This is a genomic window from Paenibacillus alba (assembly GCF_013204855.1).
Taxonomy (GTDB): Bacteria; Bacillota; Bacilli; order Paenibacillales; family NBRC-103111; genus Paenibacillus_E; species Paenibacillus_E alba.
Map to the genome: position 1 here is coordinate 88,714 of NZ_JABMKZ010000002.1, position 18,203 is coordinate 106,916.

14 protein-coding genes are annotated in these 18,203 nt (G+C 48.3%); 4 read left to right on the plus strand and 10 right to left on the minus strand.

The features are described 5' to 3' along the window. Nucleotides 1-14: 14 nt before the first annotated feature. From HQN90_RS39485 to HQN90_RS00485, 7 genes are all read right to left on the minus strand, one after another. Nucleotides 15-1,616, minus strand: a complete 1,602-nt coding sequence (locus tag HQN90_RS39485; protein WP_173215451.1) for a PucR family transcriptional regulator — start codon at nucleotides 1,614-1,616, stop codon at nucleotides 15-17. A gap of 711 nt (nucleotides 1,617-2,327) precedes the next feature. After that, nucleotides 2,328-2,744: a PaaI family thioesterase gene (locus tag HQN90_RS00460; protein ID WP_246361964.1), complete on the minus strand. Its 417-nt coding sequence runs from the start codon at nucleotides 2,742-2,744 to the stop codon at nucleotides 2,328-2,330. 63 nt (nucleotides 2,745-2,807) lie between these two features. After that, on the minus strand, nucleotides 2,808-4,478 hold the full coding sequence (locus HQN90_RS00465) for a long-chain-fatty-acid--CoA ligase (RefSeq protein WP_173215453.1): 1,671 nt from the start codon (nucleotides 4,476-4,478) through the stop codon (nucleotides 2,808-2,810). Between the two features lie 37 nt (nucleotides 4,479-4,515). Beyond that, the gene (locus tag HQN90_RS00470; RefSeq protein WP_173215455.1) at nucleotides 4,516-6,288 is read right to left on the minus strand and encodes an acyl-CoA dehydrogenase family protein; all 1,773 of its coding nucleotides are present in this window, start codon (nucleotides 6,286-6,288) and stop codon (nucleotides 4,516-4,518) included. A 29-nt stretch (nucleotides 6,289-6,317) separates the two neighbouring features. After that, a complete protein-coding gene (locus HQN90_RS00475; protein WP_173215456.1) occupies nucleotides 6,318-7,502 on the minus strand; it encodes an acetyl-CoA C-acyltransferase in 1,185 nt (394 codons plus the stop codon). A gap of 53 nt (nucleotides 7,503-7,555) precedes the next feature. Next, nucleotides 7,556-9,949: a 3-hydroxyacyl-CoA dehydrogenase/enoyl-CoA hydratase family protein gene (locus tag HQN90_RS00480; protein ID WP_173215458.1), complete on the minus strand. Its 2,394-nt coding sequence runs from the start codon at nucleotides 9,947-9,949 to the stop codon at nucleotides 7,556-7,558. A gap of 14 nt (nucleotides 9,950-9,963) precedes the next feature. Continuing rightward, on the minus strand, nucleotides 9,964-12,006 hold the full coding sequence (locus HQN90_RS00485) for a (Fe-S)-binding protein (protein ID WP_173215460.1): 2,043 nt from the start codon (nucleotides 12,004-12,006) through the stop codon (nucleotides 9,964-9,966). A gap of 577 nt (nucleotides 12,007-12,583) precedes the next feature. On the opposite strand from HQN90_RS00485, the gene HQN90_RS00490 reads away from it, so the two are divergent. From HQN90_RS00490 to HQN90_RS00505, 4 genes are all read left to right on the plus strand, one after another. Continuing rightward, nucleotides 12,584-13,198: a TetR/AcrR family transcriptional regulator gene (locus HQN90_RS00490; RefSeq protein WP_173215462.1), complete on the plus strand. Its 615-nt coding sequence runs from the start codon at nucleotides 12,584-12,586 to the stop codon at nucleotides 13,196-13,198. Nucleotides 13,199-13,237: 39 nt separating this feature from the next. Then, nucleotides 13,238-14,002 (plus strand): electron transfer flavoprotein subunit beta/FixA family protein, encoded by a 765-nt coding sequence (locus tag HQN90_RS00495; protein ID WP_173215464.1) that lies wholly within the window; start codon nucleotides 13,238-13,240, stop codon nucleotides 14,000-14,002. Nucleotides 14,003-14,020: 18 nt separating this feature from the next. Then, complete coding sequence (locus tag HQN90_RS00500; RefSeq protein WP_173215466.1) at nucleotides 14,021-15,004, plus strand: electron transfer flavoprotein subunit alpha/FixB family protein; 984 nt, start codon at nucleotides 14,021-14,023, stop codon at nucleotides 15,002-15,004. Between the two features lie 142 nt (nucleotides 15,005-15,146). After that, nucleotides 15,147-15,569 (plus strand): ester cyclase, encoded by a 423-nt coding sequence (locus tag HQN90_RS00505; protein ID WP_173215468.1) that lies wholly within the window; start codon nucleotides 15,147-15,149, stop codon nucleotides 15,567-15,569. Between the two features lie 377 nt (nucleotides 15,570-15,946). On the opposite strand, the gene HQN90_RS00510 is transcribed toward HQN90_RS00505, so the two are convergent. The 3 genes from HQN90_RS00510 to HQN90_RS00520 form a co-directional block, all read right to left on the minus strand. Then, complete coding sequence (locus tag HQN90_RS00510; protein ID WP_173215470.1) at nucleotides 15,947-16,900, minus strand: alpha/beta fold hydrolase; 954 nt, start codon at nucleotides 16,898-16,900, stop codon at nucleotides 15,947-15,949. Between the two features lie 143 nt (nucleotides 16,901-17,043). Then, complete coding sequence (locus HQN90_RS00515) at nucleotides 17,044-17,253, minus strand: YezD family protein (protein ID WP_057302418.1); 210 nt, start codon at nucleotides 17,251-17,253, stop codon at nucleotides 17,044-17,046. Nucleotides 17,254-17,272: 19 nt separating this feature from the next. Further along, nucleotides 17,273-18,103: an alpha/beta hydrolase family protein gene (locus HQN90_RS00520; RefSeq protein WP_079420998.1), complete on the minus strand. Its 831-nt coding sequence runs from the start codon at nucleotides 18,101-18,103 to the stop codon at nucleotides 17,273-17,275. Between the last annotated feature and the right edge of the window lie 100 nt (nucleotides 18,104-18,203).

The window sequence follows — 18,203 nt, forward strand, 5'->3', positions numbered from 1 at the left end:
TCAGGGTTTACTTTTTACTGTCTAGCATGTAGAAATTGACGGAATAAGAAAACAGCCTTCAATTTTAATAAGTCGTTCACTTTTTTGAAATCTACTTGCAAGAGATCGCTTATTTTCTCTAAACGGTACGTCACTGTATTTCGATGAATGAATAATTGCTTGGCGGCTTCACTGACTTGCCCATCGTTGCGAATGAAAACTTCCAAGGTACGAATCATTTCTTGTGAATATTCCGCATCCTTTTCCAGCAATGGACGTAGGATCTTGGCACAATAATCTTCCATCATATTGGGTGATACATGTTGGAAGAGATGCGCAAATTCAATCGTTTCGAAATGCAGCACACGATCAGGCAATCCCAGCTTGGTACCCAGTCGCTCCGTCTCCATACACTCCAGATAGGCTTCTCTTAAAGCTGTCGGCTTCGTTTTCGTGGAGCTCGTATAGAATGACATTATACCCGCCTCTTCGATACATCCCGAATCTCCGGCGTATTTAATCAGAAGCTGAGAGAGCTCATCTTCAGGAAAACCCTCTGATTGGCTGGAAGAATAGATCGAAAACAACTTATCCTTGAAGACATAGTGGTTGCTGCGCAAGCTGCTCGTTTTTGGATGTGCTTCCATGTACTTCTTCAAATTTTTGATTTTGCTTTGCAGCACCTCTTCCAGCAGCGAATCGGACTTGCAGGTGCTAATCACACATTGGAAAGCTCCCGAGAAAAGTGTCTGCCCTCTAGCTTCTGCTTGCTCCATGAACTCTTCGAGAGCGGTGCCTTTCTCCAAGTACCGGAGGAGTAAATTTTGCAAATCACGCTGTGCGGAAGCCTCTACATGGGATCGGAACGTATAGCTCATATGGAACGTTAATATATCCGCTGCTTGTTGAAAGAGACCTTCTTCGACATTGGCAAGAAGGACAGCATCCGGCATGATCAGCAGATGTCCAAGCGGCTCATCCTCTTGCTGATGCAGTCCAACACGATAAGCTCGATCCTTGCCTGCATATACCCAGCCGGACTTGCGCTTTGAAGGCCAATTCTGTGCTAGATGCTCCTGAGTCCAAGCGCTTGTATTATAGAGAATCTGCCCCCGCGCCCCAACCACAGCCATGGGATAACCGAGAATTTGACTGATCAATTGGAACATCGACAGCATATTGTCCTGCTTCAAACCGAACTGCATCAGCTTGGTTTGTTTCTCCAGCACCGTTTGCAGAAGCTTCGTATTTCGTCTATATTCAGCATTAAACAACGCATTCATTTGATCTGAAAATGTAAATTGAAAGGGCATCTCAATAATTGGAAAATGCAGCCGATCCGCTTCTTCAACAACAACCTGTGGCAGCTCCGTCCAAAATCGCCCCAATTTGATCCCTAATCCCGCTGCACCACGATCATTCAATTTCCTCAATAAATTAACGGTCTCTTGCGGACTATCCTTCATTGCAAAAGCAGTAGTGAAAAGCATCTCCCCTGATTTCGTCCAATCCGCAATATCCGGAGCGTCCATCACATTGACAGATTTCACGATTCGGGATTCCCCTTGCTTCCCCGCAACAAGCTTCGCCTCAGTTAAAGGATATATGGCTAATGCCTCACGAATGGTAAGATGCACGTTAGTTCCCCCTTATGCCTTTTAAACGATTATAGGATGACTTTGCCTGTTCAGTCAATGGATTTGTGTTAATATATATGACATGAATGATGAAAATATGAATGTTTTATGTCTTAATGACTTATTTGTGTAATGTAACATCACACGAATAATGGTGTGTGTAGTCCCCCTTGCCTGCTTGTATAGCAAAAAAAAGGGGTGAATGGGGCGAAATTTTATTACTAATACCGTTACGAAAACAGGTATTATCCTTCTCACTGGAATTTGTCCAATGAAATCAGCCATCAAAGGGCTGATTTCAAGCTTGCATTGGAAATAATCCAATGAAAATATCCATTAAACCGCAAAATGTCTGCTTTTTGGAGTATACATTGGAGTTTATCCACTGAAATCGTCTCGAAGCTCTTCAAACTAGCTTGCATTGGAATTAATCCAATGAAACCAGCTTTTCACTTCATCCCTTCTCAAGTAAAGAGGGGGCGCGGGCTCCTGCTTTGTAACCCAACAGTCCTCTCCTGAAAATTCACACTTTATAAATGGTGAGAAAAAAAATTTATCGAGGCTAACCAAAGATGAGCGACCGCGTTTAGAGGTTGGTTTGATCGCCAAATAGAGAGTAGACGTTTTCGGAAACCGAAAACGTCTACTCTCTATTGTGATCAAACAAAAAAGACACGCAGCCTGCGTGCCCCTCCCGCCCATCTGAGCCGATCAAATCACTCGAAATGTACCTGTTCCCATCGTCCCCAAGTTTCCATGTTGATCCACAACACGACCTTGAGTCGTCAGCATCTTGCGAGATTGATGTACGAGCTCCGCCGTTACGAAGAGCCGACCTTCATAAAGAGGAGAAACAAAATGCACATTAAGATTCGTTGTCACAACCTTCTCATCTGGTCTTGCTGTCATGACAACAATCCCCATCGCATTATCCAACAAGGAGGAAAGCACTCCGCCATGCACAATCCCAATCGGATTCAAATGATGTGTTTTTGCATCCAAGGCAATCGTCACCACTTGATCCTGCATACTTATGAACTCACAGCCAAGAAACCCCCAAAATGTAGGCTCCGCCGCCGCTGCTAATTGCTGCAGCCTGCGGTTCATTTGCTCTTTGAATTCATCCATCGGATTCCCTCCACTCTCTTCGCCAAGGGCTTCCCCTTCTGATCCTAAGTATACGATCTATTTTCAATCCTTGCTCTCTTCTTCCAGCAGCTGCCGCCGAAGAACCTTGCCGATCATCGTCTTGGGCAAAGATTGCCGGAATTCTACCTTGCGCGGCACCTTGTAGGCAGCAAGCCGCTCTCGACACCACAACTCCAGCTCTTTCTCCGTGAGCGACATCCCTGTTTTCAAAACGACAAAAGCCTTTACCGTTTCACCCCGGTATTCATCCGGGACCCCTGCAACCGTCGCCTCCTGTATGGCTGGATGTTCAAACAAAACCTCTTCAATTTCGCGAGGATAAATGTTATAGCCGCCAGCAATAATTAAATCCTTCTTGCGGTCCACGATAGAGAAGAAGCCGTCACTATCCATTCGCCCCATATCTCCGGTGTAAAGCCAACCATCCTGTATCGTTGATGCTGTTTCTTGCTCCTTCTGCCAATATCCTTTCATCACCTGAGGACCTTTGACAAGAAGCTCCCCAATCTCACCTACAGGCATTTCTTCACCTGAGCTCACATCAACGACCTTCGCTTCTGTATCAGGCAGCGGAATGCCAATGGTGCCAATTTTGCGAAAGCCCCAAATGGGATTAGCATGCGTAACAGGAGATGATTCCGTCAACCCATAACCTTCGATTAATCTGCCGCCTGTTAATGCCTCGAAACGTTCTTGAACTTCCAGAGGGAGCGGCGCTGAACCGCTTACACAAACATTGATGGAAGAAACATCTACTTGTTTCACTCGTTTATGATTAATCAAAGCGATATACATAGTAGGCGCGCCAGGAAAAATAGTCGGTTTGAGCGTGTTGATTGTATCCAAAATCAAATCAATATCAAATTTGGGAATCAGAATCAGCATGCCTGCCCCCAACATCGATTGATTCAACAAAACCGTTAATCCAAACACATGGAAGCAAGGAATTGCCCCTAAAAAACGCTCTTCCCCCATCCGAAGCCGATAACACCAGTTGCTAGTTTGGTGTGCGTTCGCGATTAAATTGGCATGCGTCAGCATAACACCCTTCGACAATCCCGTAGTTCCTCCTGTGTATTGAAGCAGAGCAACCTCGTCATCCGCATCTACATCTACACACACCGGAGCAGGCGAAGCCGCACGAAGCAGCTTTTTGAAAGAATAAACACCTTCTCCGTAGCTGACATCCAGTTTGGCGCCATCTTTTTTCATTTTTATCGGATATAAGAGATTTTTCGGAAACGGCAAATAATCTTTAATCGAAGTCACAATGACATGCTGGATAGGCGTCTTGGCTTTTGCTTTTTGCACACGATCAAACAGCAAATCGAGCGTTACAATTACCGTTGCCCCAGAATCAGAGAGCTGATGAACCAGCTCTCTTTCTACATACAGCGGATTTGTCATAACGACGATCCCACCCATCATAAGCGTACCGAAATAAGCCACAATCGCGGAAGGACAATTCGGTAGCATGATCGATACGCGATCCCCAGGCTGAACCCCCAGCTGCTTCAACGTATGTGCAAAGCGGTAAGAGGCATCCAACACCTCCAGATAGCTTAGTTTTTTTCCCATGAAATATAAAGCTGGCCGATTCGGAAACAGATGTGCGGAATCAATCAACAAACGTGCAAGATTGTGCTTTGGATAATGGAAAGTCGGCGCCACTTCTTCCGTGTAATGTTGCAGCCAAGGCTTTGCCCCACTCATACAACAACCATCCCCTTCAGGTTCTTGGCATCGATGACTATACGATGAATCTCTCACCCTGAATCACACGTGCGGCGATGTCGCGCTTCAAACCAACCGTATTGACCGTGCTGCGTCTGGACAGTTTCTTCAAGATCGACAGCTGAGTTCGGAGCACATCTCCTTCTTCCATCGTACTAAGCGCTTCTTTCGCATATGCCTCAATTTTGTCGAATGCTTCATGGATGAAAACAGTCGTCATTTGAATCGCATTTTTTGCTTTTTCTTCCCCTGACTTATCTATCAGTTTTTGCGTGCGCAGCAGTCCGCTTTCTGCCGCAAAAATTTGAATCATCATATCCGCTAGATTGCTTAACACTTCCTGATTTTTCTCAAGTGTCATACCGTATTTTTGAACGGCAAGGCCTCCAACCATCAAGAAAACCTTTTTCGCCATGGCAAGCAAATGCACCTCTTCAGCTAATGTCCCTTCAAACGTTTGACCTGGGACGATAGAAAGGAGCTCGGCCTGCAGCGCTTGTGCTTTTTGCATTAAAGGCAGCTCGCCTTTCATTGCTTTTTTCACCAACGTACCGGGGATAAGCAGACGGTTAATTTCGTTCGTCCCTTCAAAAATCCGGTTAATTCTCGAATCACGATAGATGCGCTCCACTTTATATTCTTGAATAAATCCATATCCGCCATGAATCTGAACACCCTCATCCGCAACAAAATCCAATACTTCTGAAGCGAAAACCTTGTTGATTGAACACTCCAGTGCGTATTCAGAAATCCCTTTGGATGAATGTTTGCCAGCATCAAGACTCGTATGATCAATATCTTTGAGAATGTTGTCAAATAATCCAGTCGTTCTATATACCATACTTTCCAGCACATAGGTCTGCACATTCATCTCCGCCAACTTTTTCCCAATTAAAGGAAACTTGGAGATGGGCGTTTGGAATTGCTGCCGGGTATTTGCATACTTCACCGCCAATTCGATCGTTTCTTTGGAGGCCCCGACACAGCCTGTTGCCAGCTTATAACGACCGATATTGAGAATATTAAACGCAATCAGATGCCCCTTGCCAATTTCACCAAGCAAATTTTCGACCGGCACACGGACATCCTCGAAAAATAAAGGGCGCGTCGACGAGCCTTTAATCCCCATTTTCTTCTCTTCAGGTCCCATCGTGAAGCCAGGGTCACCTTTCTCCACAATGAATGCGGTGAAATCAGTGCCGTTAATTTTCGCGTACACGATGAAGATATCCGCAAAGCCCGCATTCGTAATATACAATTTGGACCCGTTCAAAAGGTAATGTGTCCCGTCTTCCGATAGGCGCGCCGTCGTTTTGGCTCCCAAAGCATCCGAACCGGACGTTGGTTCTGTCAAACAATAAGCCGCGATTTTGGTGCCTGCAGCTAAATCCGGCAAATACTTTTTCTTTTGCTCCGGTGTCCCAAAAAAGACGATCGGCAGCGTGCCAATGCCAACATGAGCTCCAATCGACAAGGCAAAGGATGAGGCGCGCGCCAAATTCTCGCTGATGATCGTTGAGCTTACTTTATCTAGTCCTAAACCGCCGTATATTTCTGGCACATCAGAGCCTAATAACCCCAGCTCGCCGGCGCTGCGCATCAGCTTCACCGTTAAGTCATAGTCCAGCTTCTCCAGATGCTCGTCATTTGGCAGTACTTCCCCTGCGACAAAATCACGCGTTGTACCCGCAATCATGCGATGCTCTTCCGTGAAATCTTCTGGAGTTACAACGGAACGAAAATCCGTATCTGAAATGACAAAGCTCCCACCAATGACTTTCTCTGACATCGTTCATCTCTCCTCAGAATGAATTTGTATTAGGCAGGGTATACCTCAAAAACGCCTGCCGCTCCCATCCCTCCGCCGATGCACATGGAAACGACACCAAAGCCGCCGCCTCTGCGCTGCAATTCATAGATTAAGCTGGTGGTCAGCTTCGCTCCCGTGCACCCGAGCGGATGACCGAGAGCAATAGCGCCTCCGTTCACATTCACCAAATCTTCGTTCAAACCTAGCTCACGAATAATATGCACGCATTGCGAAGCGAACGCTTCGTTGATCTCAAACAGCTTCACTTGATCGAGCGTAATGCCCGCCATTTGCAAAGCCTTCGGGATCGCCTTCACAGGGCCAACCCCCATAATTTGCGGTTCCACGCCGGAAAGCGCGAAAGCCTTGAACGCCGCGAGCGGCTTCAGCCCGAGCGCTTCAGCGCGCTCCCGGCTCATCAGCACGGCTGCCGCTGCGCCGTCCGACGTCTGTGACGCGTTGCCCGCCGTCACCGAGCCCCCCAAGCTGAACGCAGGCTTCAGCTTGCTCAGCCCTTCCACGGATGTATCCGGGCGAACGCCCTCATCCGTGGCAAACACGAACTTCCGCTCGAACGCTTTGCCGCGTTCATCGACGCCCTTCACGCTCGTGCCGACGGGCACGATCTCATCCACGAACCTGCCGGCGGAGATCGCCGCCGCCGCTTTCACATGGCTGCGCGTCGCGAAGCCATCCTGCGCTGCGCGCGAAATGCCGAAGCGCTGCGCGACTTCTTCGGCCGTATGCCCCATGCCCATGTATACCTCGGGCATGCTCTCCACGAGCCCTGGATGCGGCGAGAGCTTGAAGCCCGTCATCGGGACGTGGCTCATGCTCTCTACGCCTCCGGCGACAATCACCTCCGCGTGGCCGAGCATTATGCGCTCCGCCGCATAAGCGATGGCCTGCAGCCCGGAGGAGCAGAACCGATTGACCGTGATGGCCGGCACGGTCACCGGAAAGCCCGCATACAGCGACATCGTGCGGGCGAAGTTCAGCCCTTGCTCGCCTTCGGGCATCGCGCACCCGATGATAATATCCTCGACGTCGGCTTTGGCGAGGCCCGGAGCTCTTCGCAGCGCTTCCTCCAGGACCGCTTTCCCCAGATCCTCCGCTCTCGTTTGAGCGAAGCTGCCTTTCTTCGCGCGACCGACAGCTGTCCGCGTTATCGATACAATAACTGCTTCCTTCATCGTTTATCACCTCAGTAAGAGTAGTTGCAATCCTCATGCTCTCGCTACAATGACTAGTTCCGCAGCGCTTTCCCTTTGGATAGCATATATTGCATACGCTGCTGCGTCTTAATTTCACCACAGAGACTAAGAAATGCCTCGCGTTCTAGATCAAGCATGTATTGCTCAGTAACCATCGTACCTGCCGGCACATTGCCGCCTGCCAGCACATGAGCAAGCTTATTGGCAATCAATTGATCGTGCTCACTGATATATCCGCCCTGACGCATCGTATATGCGGCAATTTGCATAACGGCTTTGCCATTCTCGCCAACGACACGAATTTTCTCCTGAACCTGCGGCGTATAGCCCGACGCCTCCAAGCGAAGCACAGCCTGTTTCGCTTCATATATCCGGTGGTCTGGATTCACAACAACACGATCCTGCGCGCGCATATAGCCAAGTCTCTTCGTATCATGACCACTCGTCGACACCTTGGCCATCGCCACCGTTTCAAAAATCGCATTAATCCAAGGCTGCAGATCGACCTCAGGATCCCGCACGGCTTGACTGGCGCGGAGTGCCAGCTCCTTGCAGCCCCCTCCTGCCGGAATCAAGCCAACGCCCGCTTCAACAAGCCCGTAATACGTTTCTGCGGAGAAAATCGTTTGATCCGCCGGCATGCAAGCTTCCACACCGCCGCCAAGCGTCATCTTGTGGGGAGCAGCTACCACCGGTTTATCCAAGCTTTTGAGTTTCATCATCGAATTCTGGAACAGACGAATGATGCCATCCACCTCATCCCATTCGCCATCCTGCGCTTCCATCAAAAGCAGCATCACATTGGCTCCGACACAAAAGTTTTTGCCCTCGTTGGCCACCACCAGACCGCGATAATTACTGCGCACTTCATCTGCACTTTGTTGAATCATCGTGAGAATATCGGCGCCGATCGCATTGTTCGGCGAATGAAATTCCAAGCAAGCGACACCGTCTCCAATATCAATTAGGCTCGCGCCGCTGTTCCAGCGAATCACTTTGTTTTGCTGCTTAAGGGATTGCAAGGAGATTAACTCCGGCCTTGTTTCGATCCCTTTGAACTCATTTTTCAAATAGTAAAAATGCTGCCCCCCTCTGTTTTCATAGAAGCTGTCATGCCCTGAATCAATCCAAGCTTTCACCCATGCAGGGACAGTGCTGCCTTCCGATTCCATCCGTTCCACAGATCGCTTTAATCCGATGGCATCCCAAGTCTCAAATGGACCTAAATCCCAGTTAAAGCCCCATTTCAGCGCATGATCAATTTCAACAATGGAATCTGCAATCTCATCTAATTTCTCCGCGGAGTAGAGCAGCACCGGCTTCAGAATGTTCCAAGCCAGATCCGAGTAGCGGTCTTTGGCGCCCAGCAGAGCCTTCAATTTCCCCACAGTGCCTTTGGCCTGCTTAGCAGCCTCCAAAGAAGCCGAACTTATTTTACGACTTACGCCATATTCCATTGTGGCTATATTCAGTGATTGAATTTCTTTGCCCGCGTCGGATGTCACTTTCTTATAAAATCCCTGCCCTCGCTTCTCCCCGATCCAACCTTTCTCCACCATCAACTTCAAAAGCTCAGGCGATCTGAACATGTCTTTCTCCTCGGGATCCGTCACCAAATCAAACACATTATTCGCCACATGGACGAAGGTATCGAGACCTACCAGATCAAGCGTGCGAAACGTTGCGCTTTTGGGACGACCCATGGCTGGACCCGTTACGGCATCCACTTCTTCCACCGAATAACCGCCCGCAATCATTTCTCTCAATGTTACCAAAAGCCCATAAGTGCCAATCCGATTTCCGATAAAATTGGGCGTATCTTTGGCTTGCACAACACCTTTCCCCAGCTTTTTCGCGCAGAAATCTTTCATAAACGCCACAATCGCCGGATCCGTAGCCTCGTTAGGAATAACTTCAACTAATTTCATATAGCGGGGTGGATTAAAAAAATGAGTGCCCAGGAAATGTCTTTTAAATTCATCGCTTGCGCTTTCAACCATGGCATTGATGGAAATCCCCGATGTATTGGAGGAGACGATGGTCCCTTGCTTCCACACCTTTTCAATTCGACTTATGAGCTGCTGTTTCGCTTGCAAATTTTCTACGATGACTTCAATAATCCAATCAACGCCCGCCAGCTTCGATACATCATCCTCCAAATTGCCCGCTGTTATCCGCGCTGCGAAATCTTCACTATACAGCGGAGCTGGATTCGTCTTCTTAAGCTTATCAATAGCCTGATCTGCGAAGCGGTTGCGTACTTTCGGGTGATCCAAAGTAAGACCTGCTGCCGTTTCTTGCGTTAATAATTGTGAAGGTACAATATCAAGCAGCAACACGGGAATGCCTACATTAGCCAAATGAGCGGCGATACCGGAGCCCATTACCCCAGAGCCGATCACAGCCGCTTTACGAATGATTGTCATATGGACATATCCTCCTATTTGAGATTCGTCGTTCCAAATACAGATAAAGCAAGAATTTCAGCGATATCTCGCGCTTTTACCTGCTCCCAGGCCTCTTTAATCTTCGTTCCATCCTCCACCATGGTCAAACAATAGGGGCAAGCTGAGCTAATCACCGTTGGATTCACACTTAAAAGCTGTTCGGTTCGCGCCACATTCACACGAGTTCCGGCCGTCTCTTCCATCCACATCATGCCGCCTCCGGCCCCGCAGCACATACTGTTTTCACGAGAACGCGGCTGCTCAACAAGCTCAACCCCCGGAATGGCTCTCAGGACATTGCGCGGTTCCTCATACACTTCATTGTAGCGTCCCAAGTAACAGGAATCATGGTACGTAATGCGCTCTCGCACTTCGTGCAGCGGCTTCAGACGCCCCTCTTTCACCCACCTATCCAACAGCTCCGTGTGATGAAAAATTTCGCCCTCTAGGCCAAATTCGGGGTATTCATTTTTGAATGTATGGTACGTGTGCGGGCAGGTCGTTACGATTTTCTTCACCTTATACGTTTGAAAAGTCGCAATATTGTCGGCACACAGCTGTTGGAACAAAAATTCATTGCCCATTCGGCGAGGCGTGTCGCCGGAGTTCTTCTCTTCATTGCCCAAAATGGCAAAAGAAATGCCGGCCTCCTTCATCAATTTGACAAAGGCATAGGTGATTTTACGGCTTCGATTATCATAAGCACCCATGGAGCCCAGGAAGAACAAATACTCAAACTGCGGATTCTCTTTGACCGTCCGTACCTTAAGTTCGTCTTCCGGATCTACCTCCTTGACCCATTTCACCCGATCATTCCGGCTAATTCCCCAAGGGTTCCCTTGTCTTTCAATGTTTTGCAAAGCACGCTGACCATCATGCGGCATACTGCCTTGCGTTAAAACGAGATGCCTGCGCAGATCAATAATTTTGTCCACATGCTCATTGCCAACCGGGCATTGATCTTCACAATTGCGGCACGTTGTGCAAGCCCAAAGTTCTTCTTCCGTTATGACACCGCCAATAAGCTCAACGTCCAGCGGGTTCTGACCGCTTTGAGGCGCAAATGCAAAGGCCGGCACCCACGGAGATTTTGATGTGATCGCTGCGCCTTTTTCCGTCAAATGATCCCTCAGCTTCGTAATCAAATGCATGGGCGAAAGCAGCTTGCCCGTCGTGTTCGCAGGACAAACATTCGTACACCGCCCGCACTCTACACAGGAGTAGAAATCGAGCATCTGCTTCTGCGTGAAATCCTCAATTTTGCCAACGCCAAATGATTCCGCCTCCTCATCTTCCAAATCTAGAGAGGCAAGCTTGCCTGTAGGCTCAGTCCGGCGCAGCAAAATATTGAGAGGCGCAGTAATAATATGAAAATGCTTCGATTGCGGAACATAAATCAAAAAGGAAAGCAAAATTAACAAATGCATCCACCAGCTGACATAAAAACCAACGGCCGCACCCGTGTGTGTCAATCCTTGAAAAGCTGCGGCAAATAAGGATGAAATAGGTGCAAATCCAGAGGCTGGAAGCCCCTCGCGAACCCGTTCAAAACCTCCACTGACCACAACAGACAGCATCAGGAAAAAAATAAAGAAAATGACGATGCTCGGTTTCCATCCACGCTTCAAGCGCTTAAGCTTCTCAACATATCTGCGATACGTGGCGTATCCCATCGCCAGCAGAATCAGCGCTACGGTCACTTCCTGCATCAATGTGAAGTAGTCATAGCCAGGAATAGGTAACCCATGGCCAATTAAACCTTTTAAAATGAGATCCAGCGCACCCAGCTGCAAAATAATAAATCCATAAAAGATAACCATATGCATGATTCCGCTCTTTTTATCCTTAAGAAGCTTCGTCTGGCCAAATACCTGAATAGCAAATTCCTTCAGACGCGCTTTCGCTTCCTTTTTCAAATTGACAGACTTCCCAAGCCTAATGTACAAATAGCGATGATAGATCACCCGGCCAAACAAGTACACGGCACATCCTGCAACCGCTAAAAATAAAAGAAACTGAATGAGTGAACCGGTCATGGAGAACCCTCCTTGAAGTTTACTTTTGCAGAGCAGCCGCTTAGGGCTTAATTTCACCATTTAAATGCTTCTAGTTAGAGACTGCCATTTAAGCAGGAACTCTTATTCCCACCAAATATTGCCCGCGCATTGCCGCCAAGACCTTACTTCTACAGAGCCTCCGCGAGCGCGGCCACTTTGAGAAAATAAGAGCTGCTAGAGACTTCTATTTGTGGAAATTCCCCGCTTTTGTGCGGTTTAGAAGGCTTTGGGGACTCCTATTTCTCCAGAACCTCCGCGAGCGCGGCCACTTTGAGAAAATAAGAGCTGCTAGGGACTTCTATTTGTGCAATCCCCACACTATTTCCCCTACTCCCTCGCATGACGCCACTCGATATAAGTAACCGCTTACATTGAGGGAACACAAAAAAGCAAATCCCATTTCCCCTTATGAATAGAGTTGAAAGTTGCTTCGACGAGTGCGGTAAGCCGACAAACGATCCTGCTTGCTTGTGTAAGCTGAAGAAGTCGTTGACAAGGCGTACTACGTATTTTATGATGAAATTACGAAAATGAATGAGTATTCATTCACCGATAAATGTATCTTAACACCGAGGTGATCTCCTTGACAAGTGGCAAAAAACCAGACAAGTATTACGCGATTCTCGAAGGTGCGATGAAAGTATTTGCTGAGAATGGCTTCCACAAATCCCAAGTTTCCCGAATTGCCAAGGAAGCCGGCGTCGCTGATGGGACGATTTATCTGTACTTCAAAAAGAAGGAGGATATTCTGACCAGCCTGTTCCAGGAAAAGTTAGGCGAGCTTGTAGAGAAGTTTAATGATGGACTCACGGAACAAATGACTGCCAGAGAAGCCTTAACGAAAGTATGCCAAATTCACTTCAGTGAACTGGAAGGAAATATTCATCTCGCCTATGTCACGCAAATTGAGCTGCGCCAAAGCGACATGGTTCTGCGCCAAGAAATCGGTCTTGCGCTTAAGAGATATATTATCCTCATCGAAAATATATTAGAAAGAGGCAAGCGCGACGGCAGCTTCCGTCCTGACTGTGATGTGAAGCTGGTACGGCTTCTCCTATTTGGCGGTATGGATGAAGTTGTAACCTCTTGGCTTATTTCTGGTCAAAAATATTCCTTAACCGCTCAAGTTGGTCCTACAATTGATTTTTTCATGAAAGGCATCGAGTCTTAAGGGTCCGTATCTCATGTATATTCAGGAAGGAGCTTGACTATGGACATTTTTGTATTCGTAAAGCAAACGTTTGATACAGAGGAGAAAATCGTCCTGCAGAACGGCATCGTTCAAGAGGATGGGGCTAAATTCGTGATCAATCCTTACGATGAATATGCCGTTGAACAAGCAATCCAAATTCGTGATGACGTTGGCGGCAAAGTCACTCTTCTTTCCGTTGGACCTGAACGTACGGCTGAAGCTTTGCGAACCGCGTTAGCCATGGGGGCCGATGAAGCCGTTTTGATTTCCGATGAGCGTATTCAGGGAGACGAGTTCGAGGTGGCTGAAATTCTTGCCAGCTATTTGCGGGGGCAATCCTATGATCTCCTGCTTGGCGGAAATTTCTCGGTAGATAACGGAGCGGGTCAAGTTGCTATTCGCCTAGCTTCCTTGCTAGGGCTGCCTCATGCCGCTTCCATTACCAAATTGGAAATCACAGGAGGTCAAGCGCTGGCTCATCGAGATGCGGAAGGCGATATTGAAGTGCTCGAATTGCCGCTGCCTGCCCTGTTCACAGCGCAGCAGGGGCTCAACGAGCCGCGCTACCCTTCCCTGCCAGGCATCATGAAGGCTAAGAAAAAACCGTTCCAACATTTAACGTTGGACGATTTGGAAGGAGCCGCTTCCCTAAAGGCCAAAACGATTCGAACGGAGCTCACCCTTCCGCCGGAACGAAAAGCTGGACGCATTCTCAAAGGTGAACTCGCTGCGCAAGTTGCCGAGCTCGTGCTAGCGCTGCGCACGGAATCCAAAGTGATTTAAGAAGGGGAGGCTGCCAACATGGGGAAAACATTTCTTGTTGTTGCTGAAGCACGAGGAGGCAAACTGCGTCAAGTATCCTTTGAAGCATTGCGAGCAGCTCAGCTCTCGGCTGCTGAGGGTGATCACATTAACGCCGTTGTTATCGGCGGTTCAGGCATCAAAGCCCTTGCTGCTGAATTAGCCGCTTATGGCGCAGACAGCATCTATGTTGTTGAAGCTTCTGCGCTTGACAGCTACAGCTCCGAAGCTTATCTTAGTGCGCTGCTCGCTGTAACGGCTGTTGCTCAGCCTGGCGCGATCTACTTCGGCCATACAGCGATCGGCCGAGATCTAGCGCCGCTAGTCGCGGCCAAGCTCGCTGCCGGGCAGATCTCGGACGTCACCGCCATCGAGCGCAGCGGCGACGCTGTGCAGTTCACACGACCGCTTTACGCAGGTAAGGCGGTCGAAAAGAAAGCGTTTACCGACCCTGACGACACCTGGGTCGTCACGATAAGACCGAACAACATCGCAGCCTCCGAGCCTGACGCTTCGCGTCAAGCTGCCGTTGCCGATGTGGCTTACCCCGCCCCCTCCCTGCGCAGCATCGTCCGGGAGGTCGTGAAGAAAACGTCCGGCACCATCGACTTGGCAGAAGCCAAGATCGTTGTCTCCGGCGGACGGGGCGTGCGCAGCGCCGAAGGCTTCCAGCCGCTCGAAGAGCTGGCTGCCGTCTTGGGCGGCGCTGTCGGGGCTTCCCGCGGAGCCTGCGACGCGGGTTACTGCGAGTACGCGATGCAAATCGGCCAGACCGGCAAGGTCGTGACGCCGGAGATCTACATCGCGTGCGGCATTAGCGGCGCCATCCAGCACCTGGCGGGGATGAGCTCGTCGCGTGTGATCATCGCGATCAACAAGGACGCCGAGGCGCCGATCTTCAAAGTCGCCGACTATGGCATCGTCGGCGATCTGTTCGAGGTCGTGCCGCTGCTGACCGATGAATTCCGCCAGCTGCTGAAGTAACAGCAGCTGCTCACCCACTTTGATTGCAGGCAGAGCCTGCGGTCAGGGTGGGTTTTTATATGCTTTTATGCACATCTGGAACTTGAATTCCCCACTCCCATCCAGTAAACTCAACATACACGTTAACAGATAGGAGCCGAATATGTCGAAATCACCTACAGCTATCATTCAACAGTTTTTCCAAGACGTTCGTTCCGGCTTGCAGCCTGACGCCGCACATCTTTATATGGCTGAGCAAGTGCTCGCCCATCAAATCACATCCGAAGAAGAAACAACGGTCCATCGCACTCCTGCGAATTATGCCGACCATGTCAGAGAAATGCTAGCCGCCTACGGCGCCTTCAAGCTCGAAATCCAAGAGCTGCTTGCGCAAGAAGACCGCGTTTATGTACGCTGGAAGCAAACCGGAACTCACATCGGCAATGTTGATGGCTTTGCGCCTACCGGCAAAACAATCATTGAAATTGCAAGCGCCGTTTATCGCCTCGAAAACGAACGCATCGTAGAATACTGGATTCAAATTGACCGCGAAGGTATTCGTTTGCAGCTGCAGAGGAATGTGTAAGTCCGCAGCTGTCTAAGGGGATTCATACCGCAAAGGTTAGAGTCACCTGCCAACCTTTCATCGCCATGTTATTGTCTTACTCTATAGCTTCATGTGGGATATTTAGGGTTCCAACTCGGCACCTGACTGTAAAATCCTGCCAAAGTGCAGGAATTTCCTTGGCAAATTCGGTTAAAAAGTGAAAATACCTGCAATTGTGCAGGTATTCCATCTTTTCTCTACCTCTCATCTAAAAATAGCCGCAAAAGCCTGCACAAACGCAGGAATTTCATCATTGAGGCTGTTCCAAGCGTAAAAAAGATGCACATTTGCAGGTTTATATAAAAGGAACTGGAGCAGCGCTCATTTTCATCCACCTATCCAGACATTATTCCACTCTACGTCCGAGAGGCGACCTGCTGATTAAGCCATTCAGCAATATCCGCCATAACTTCTTCGCGATTCACTTCATTTAACATTTCATGCCTGCCGCCTGGATACAGTTTACTGCTTACCTGTTGAAGCCCCAATGACTGATACATTGCCAATAGTCTGCGGACCCCTTTGCCTTGACCGCCAACCGGGTCATCTTCGCCTGAAAACACATAAATCGGCAAATCTTTTCTAATTTTACTCATATGATCGATTTGATGAATAGCCCTTAAACCTTTGAAGAAATCCCGGAAGTAACCCGAGGTAAACATCACTCCGCAATAGGGATCATTGCTATACTTATCGACTTCATCCTCGTCTTTACTTAACCAATCATACTCTGTCCGATTCGGTGCGAATTTTTTATTAAATGCTCCAAAGGAGAGATTCGTCAACAGCTTGCTCCTGTGATGATCGCCCCGCAGTGCTGCTTCTACTGTTGCGACAGCTATTCCGGCGTGCAAGACGGCGCCTTCTTTGCCATTAGAGCCCGATAAAATAATACCTTGAACATTAGCTGGATGCATCGGGAGATAAGAACCCATATAATACTGTGTCAAAAAGGAACCCATGCTGTGTCCCATTAGAAATAGAGGAACGGACAATGGGTAACGAAGACGAATTTGATCCGTGATCTGCCCCATATTGGCAGCCATCCTGATGAAGCTGTCTTTGCCAAACTTGCCAACGGCATCAGGCGAGCCCGCGGTACGTCCATGTCCCAAATGATCATTCGCATAGACCGCATACCCTTGATTCGTTAATATGTCGGCCAATCGCTCATATCTTGCAGCCGTCTCGGACATGCCATGTGCGATTTGCACAATCGCTTTGATCGAATCTGACTCCTCAGGCAGCCACTCATACACATAGTGATTACTGTTCAATTCATCTTTCCATATAAAATGCTGCTTGCGCATCAACAACCACCCCCTGTCAAACGCTACCCTCTAAGTTTCCAATACTTCCCCTTCAGTATACCGTTTACCTTTTCATGAAAACAGCCCCCTTTCCGAAGAAAGAGAGCTGCTCGAATAATTGTTAAATGATTGCTTGGCATTGCTTAGCCTTTGCTCGTTTGTTTAACTGATTTTACAGCTTGCAGCTGGGATTGCGGTTGAGATGAAGCATCAAAACGTTTTCTCTCTGTCTTATCAATTTGAGCGATCTTCCCATCATGAACAACGATCTGAACGGAGCCATACTCTAGCCCATTTAACATTTGTTTAATTCTATCCACCCAAACATCGTCTAACTCTAATGGTTTTGCCATCTCATTTCCTCCGCTTCGTTTAGATCGTCCAATCATTCCAATCATTTTTTTGTTTCTGTAGAAAAGTTAACCAGTGCCCTGTTTTCTCCAATAATTCTTTCGTCGAACTGCTTGTCGAATACGTATGATCCGCTTGAAAAATCAGCTCAATATCGCATTGTCCTTCATTTCTTAGCCAAAACATCTTCTGATATAAAGGCGCATAATCGACAGGTACCGTCTCGTCCGCTGTTCCATGAACAACAAGAACGTCCCCGTTAAACTTGCGCAGCTGTTCAAACGGTTGATGCTGCGATAAAGAGTCAAAAAAACGACTCGTCAGCAAGTATCCATGATGATCAATCGCTCCGCCCAGCGGCAGCTTCTCGTATTCGCTTTTGCTTACAATTTTCACAATATCATTGTGCGGATGCGCAACCGCGGACCACAGTACAAGCGTTTTGACACGGCTATCTTTGGCAGCTGTCAATAAGGCTGTTGCCCCGCCCAAGCTATGACCGACCAAGATCACACGGCTTAAATCTACACAATCAATCGTTAGCGCATAATCAATGACACTTCGCGTTTGATCAATCAGCGCATCCAGTCCGCCAGCGCCATAGTCGCCAGTACTCTCGCCACATCCGCCGTAATCGAAACGCAGAACCAAATATCCTTGCGAGCTAAATTCACGAGCTGCTTTCACAAACAGCCGATCCACACCTATCCGACTCCCTATAAAACCATGACAGATGATAATGAGCGGCCAACGCTGACAGTCTACTTTGGAAGTTCCTGTTTGATTCGTCGGGTAGTGCAGAGTTGCGGCTAATTCGACGTCGTCGCTTTTAATTGTGATTGCGTGCTCCATGATGTTAACTCCCTTTCATCTTACATATAATTCCGATAAGTTTAGTATGATTTAATTTATATTCCCATATTAGCACCACCCACTTGAGGTGTCAATCCTA

What these genes read in the sequence shown, in the direction of transcription:
- HQN90_RS00460 (WP_246361964.1), bottom strand. Translation starts at nt 2,744, where the DNA reads ATGGATGAATTCAAAGAGCAAATGAACCGCAGGCTGCAGCAATTAGCA.
- HQN90_RS00465 (WP_173215453.1), bottom strand. Translation starts at nt 4,478, where the DNA reads ATGAGTGGGGCAAAGCCTTGGCTGCAACATTACACGGAAGAAGTGGCG.
- HQN90_RS00470 (WP_173215455.1), bottom strand. Translation starts at nt 6,288, where the DNA reads ATGTCAGAGAAAGTCATTGGTGGGAGCTTTGTCATTTCAGATACGGAT.
- HQN90_RS00475 (WP_173215456.1), bottom strand. Translation starts at nt 7,502, where the DNA reads ATGAAGGAAGCAGTTATTGTATCGATAACGCGGACAGCTGTCGGTCGC.
- HQN90_RS00480 (WP_173215458.1), bottom strand. Translation starts at nt 9,949, where the DNA reads ATGACAATCATTCGTAAAGCGGCTGTGATCGGCTCTGGGGTAATGGGC.
- HQN90_RS00485 (WP_173215460.1), bottom strand. Translation starts at nt 12,006, where the DNA reads ATGACCGGTTCACTCATTCAGTTTCTTTTATTTTTAGCGGTTGCAGGA.
- HQN90_RS00490 (WP_173215462.1), top strand. Translation starts at nt 12,584, where the DNA reads ATGTATCTTAACACCGAGGTGATCTCCTTGACAAGTGGCAAAAAACCA.
- HQN90_RS00495 (WP_173215464.1), top strand. Translation starts at nt 13,238, where the DNA reads ATGGACATTTTTGTATTCGTAAAGCAAACGTTTGATACAGAGGAGAAA.
- HQN90_RS00500 (WP_173215466.1), top strand. Translation starts at nt 14,021, where the DNA reads ATGGGGAAAACATTTCTTGTTGTTGCTGAAGCACGAGGAGGCAAACTG.
- HQN90_RS00505 (WP_173215468.1), top strand. Translation starts at nt 15,147, where the DNA reads ATGTCGAAATCACCTACAGCTATCATTCAACAGTTTTTCCAAGACGTT.
- HQN90_RS00510 (WP_173215470.1), bottom strand. Translation starts at nt 16,900, where the DNA reads ATGCGCAAGCAGCATTTTATATGGAAAGATGAATTGAACAGTAATCAC.
- HQN90_RS00515 (WP_057302418.1), bottom strand. Translation starts at nt 17,253, where the DNA reads ATGGCAAAACCATTAGAGTTAGACGATGTTTGGGTGGATAGAATTAAA.
- HQN90_RS00520 (WP_079420998.1), bottom strand. Translation starts at nt 18,103, where the DNA reads ATGGAGCACGCAATCACAATTAAAAGCGACGACGTCGAATTAGCCGCA.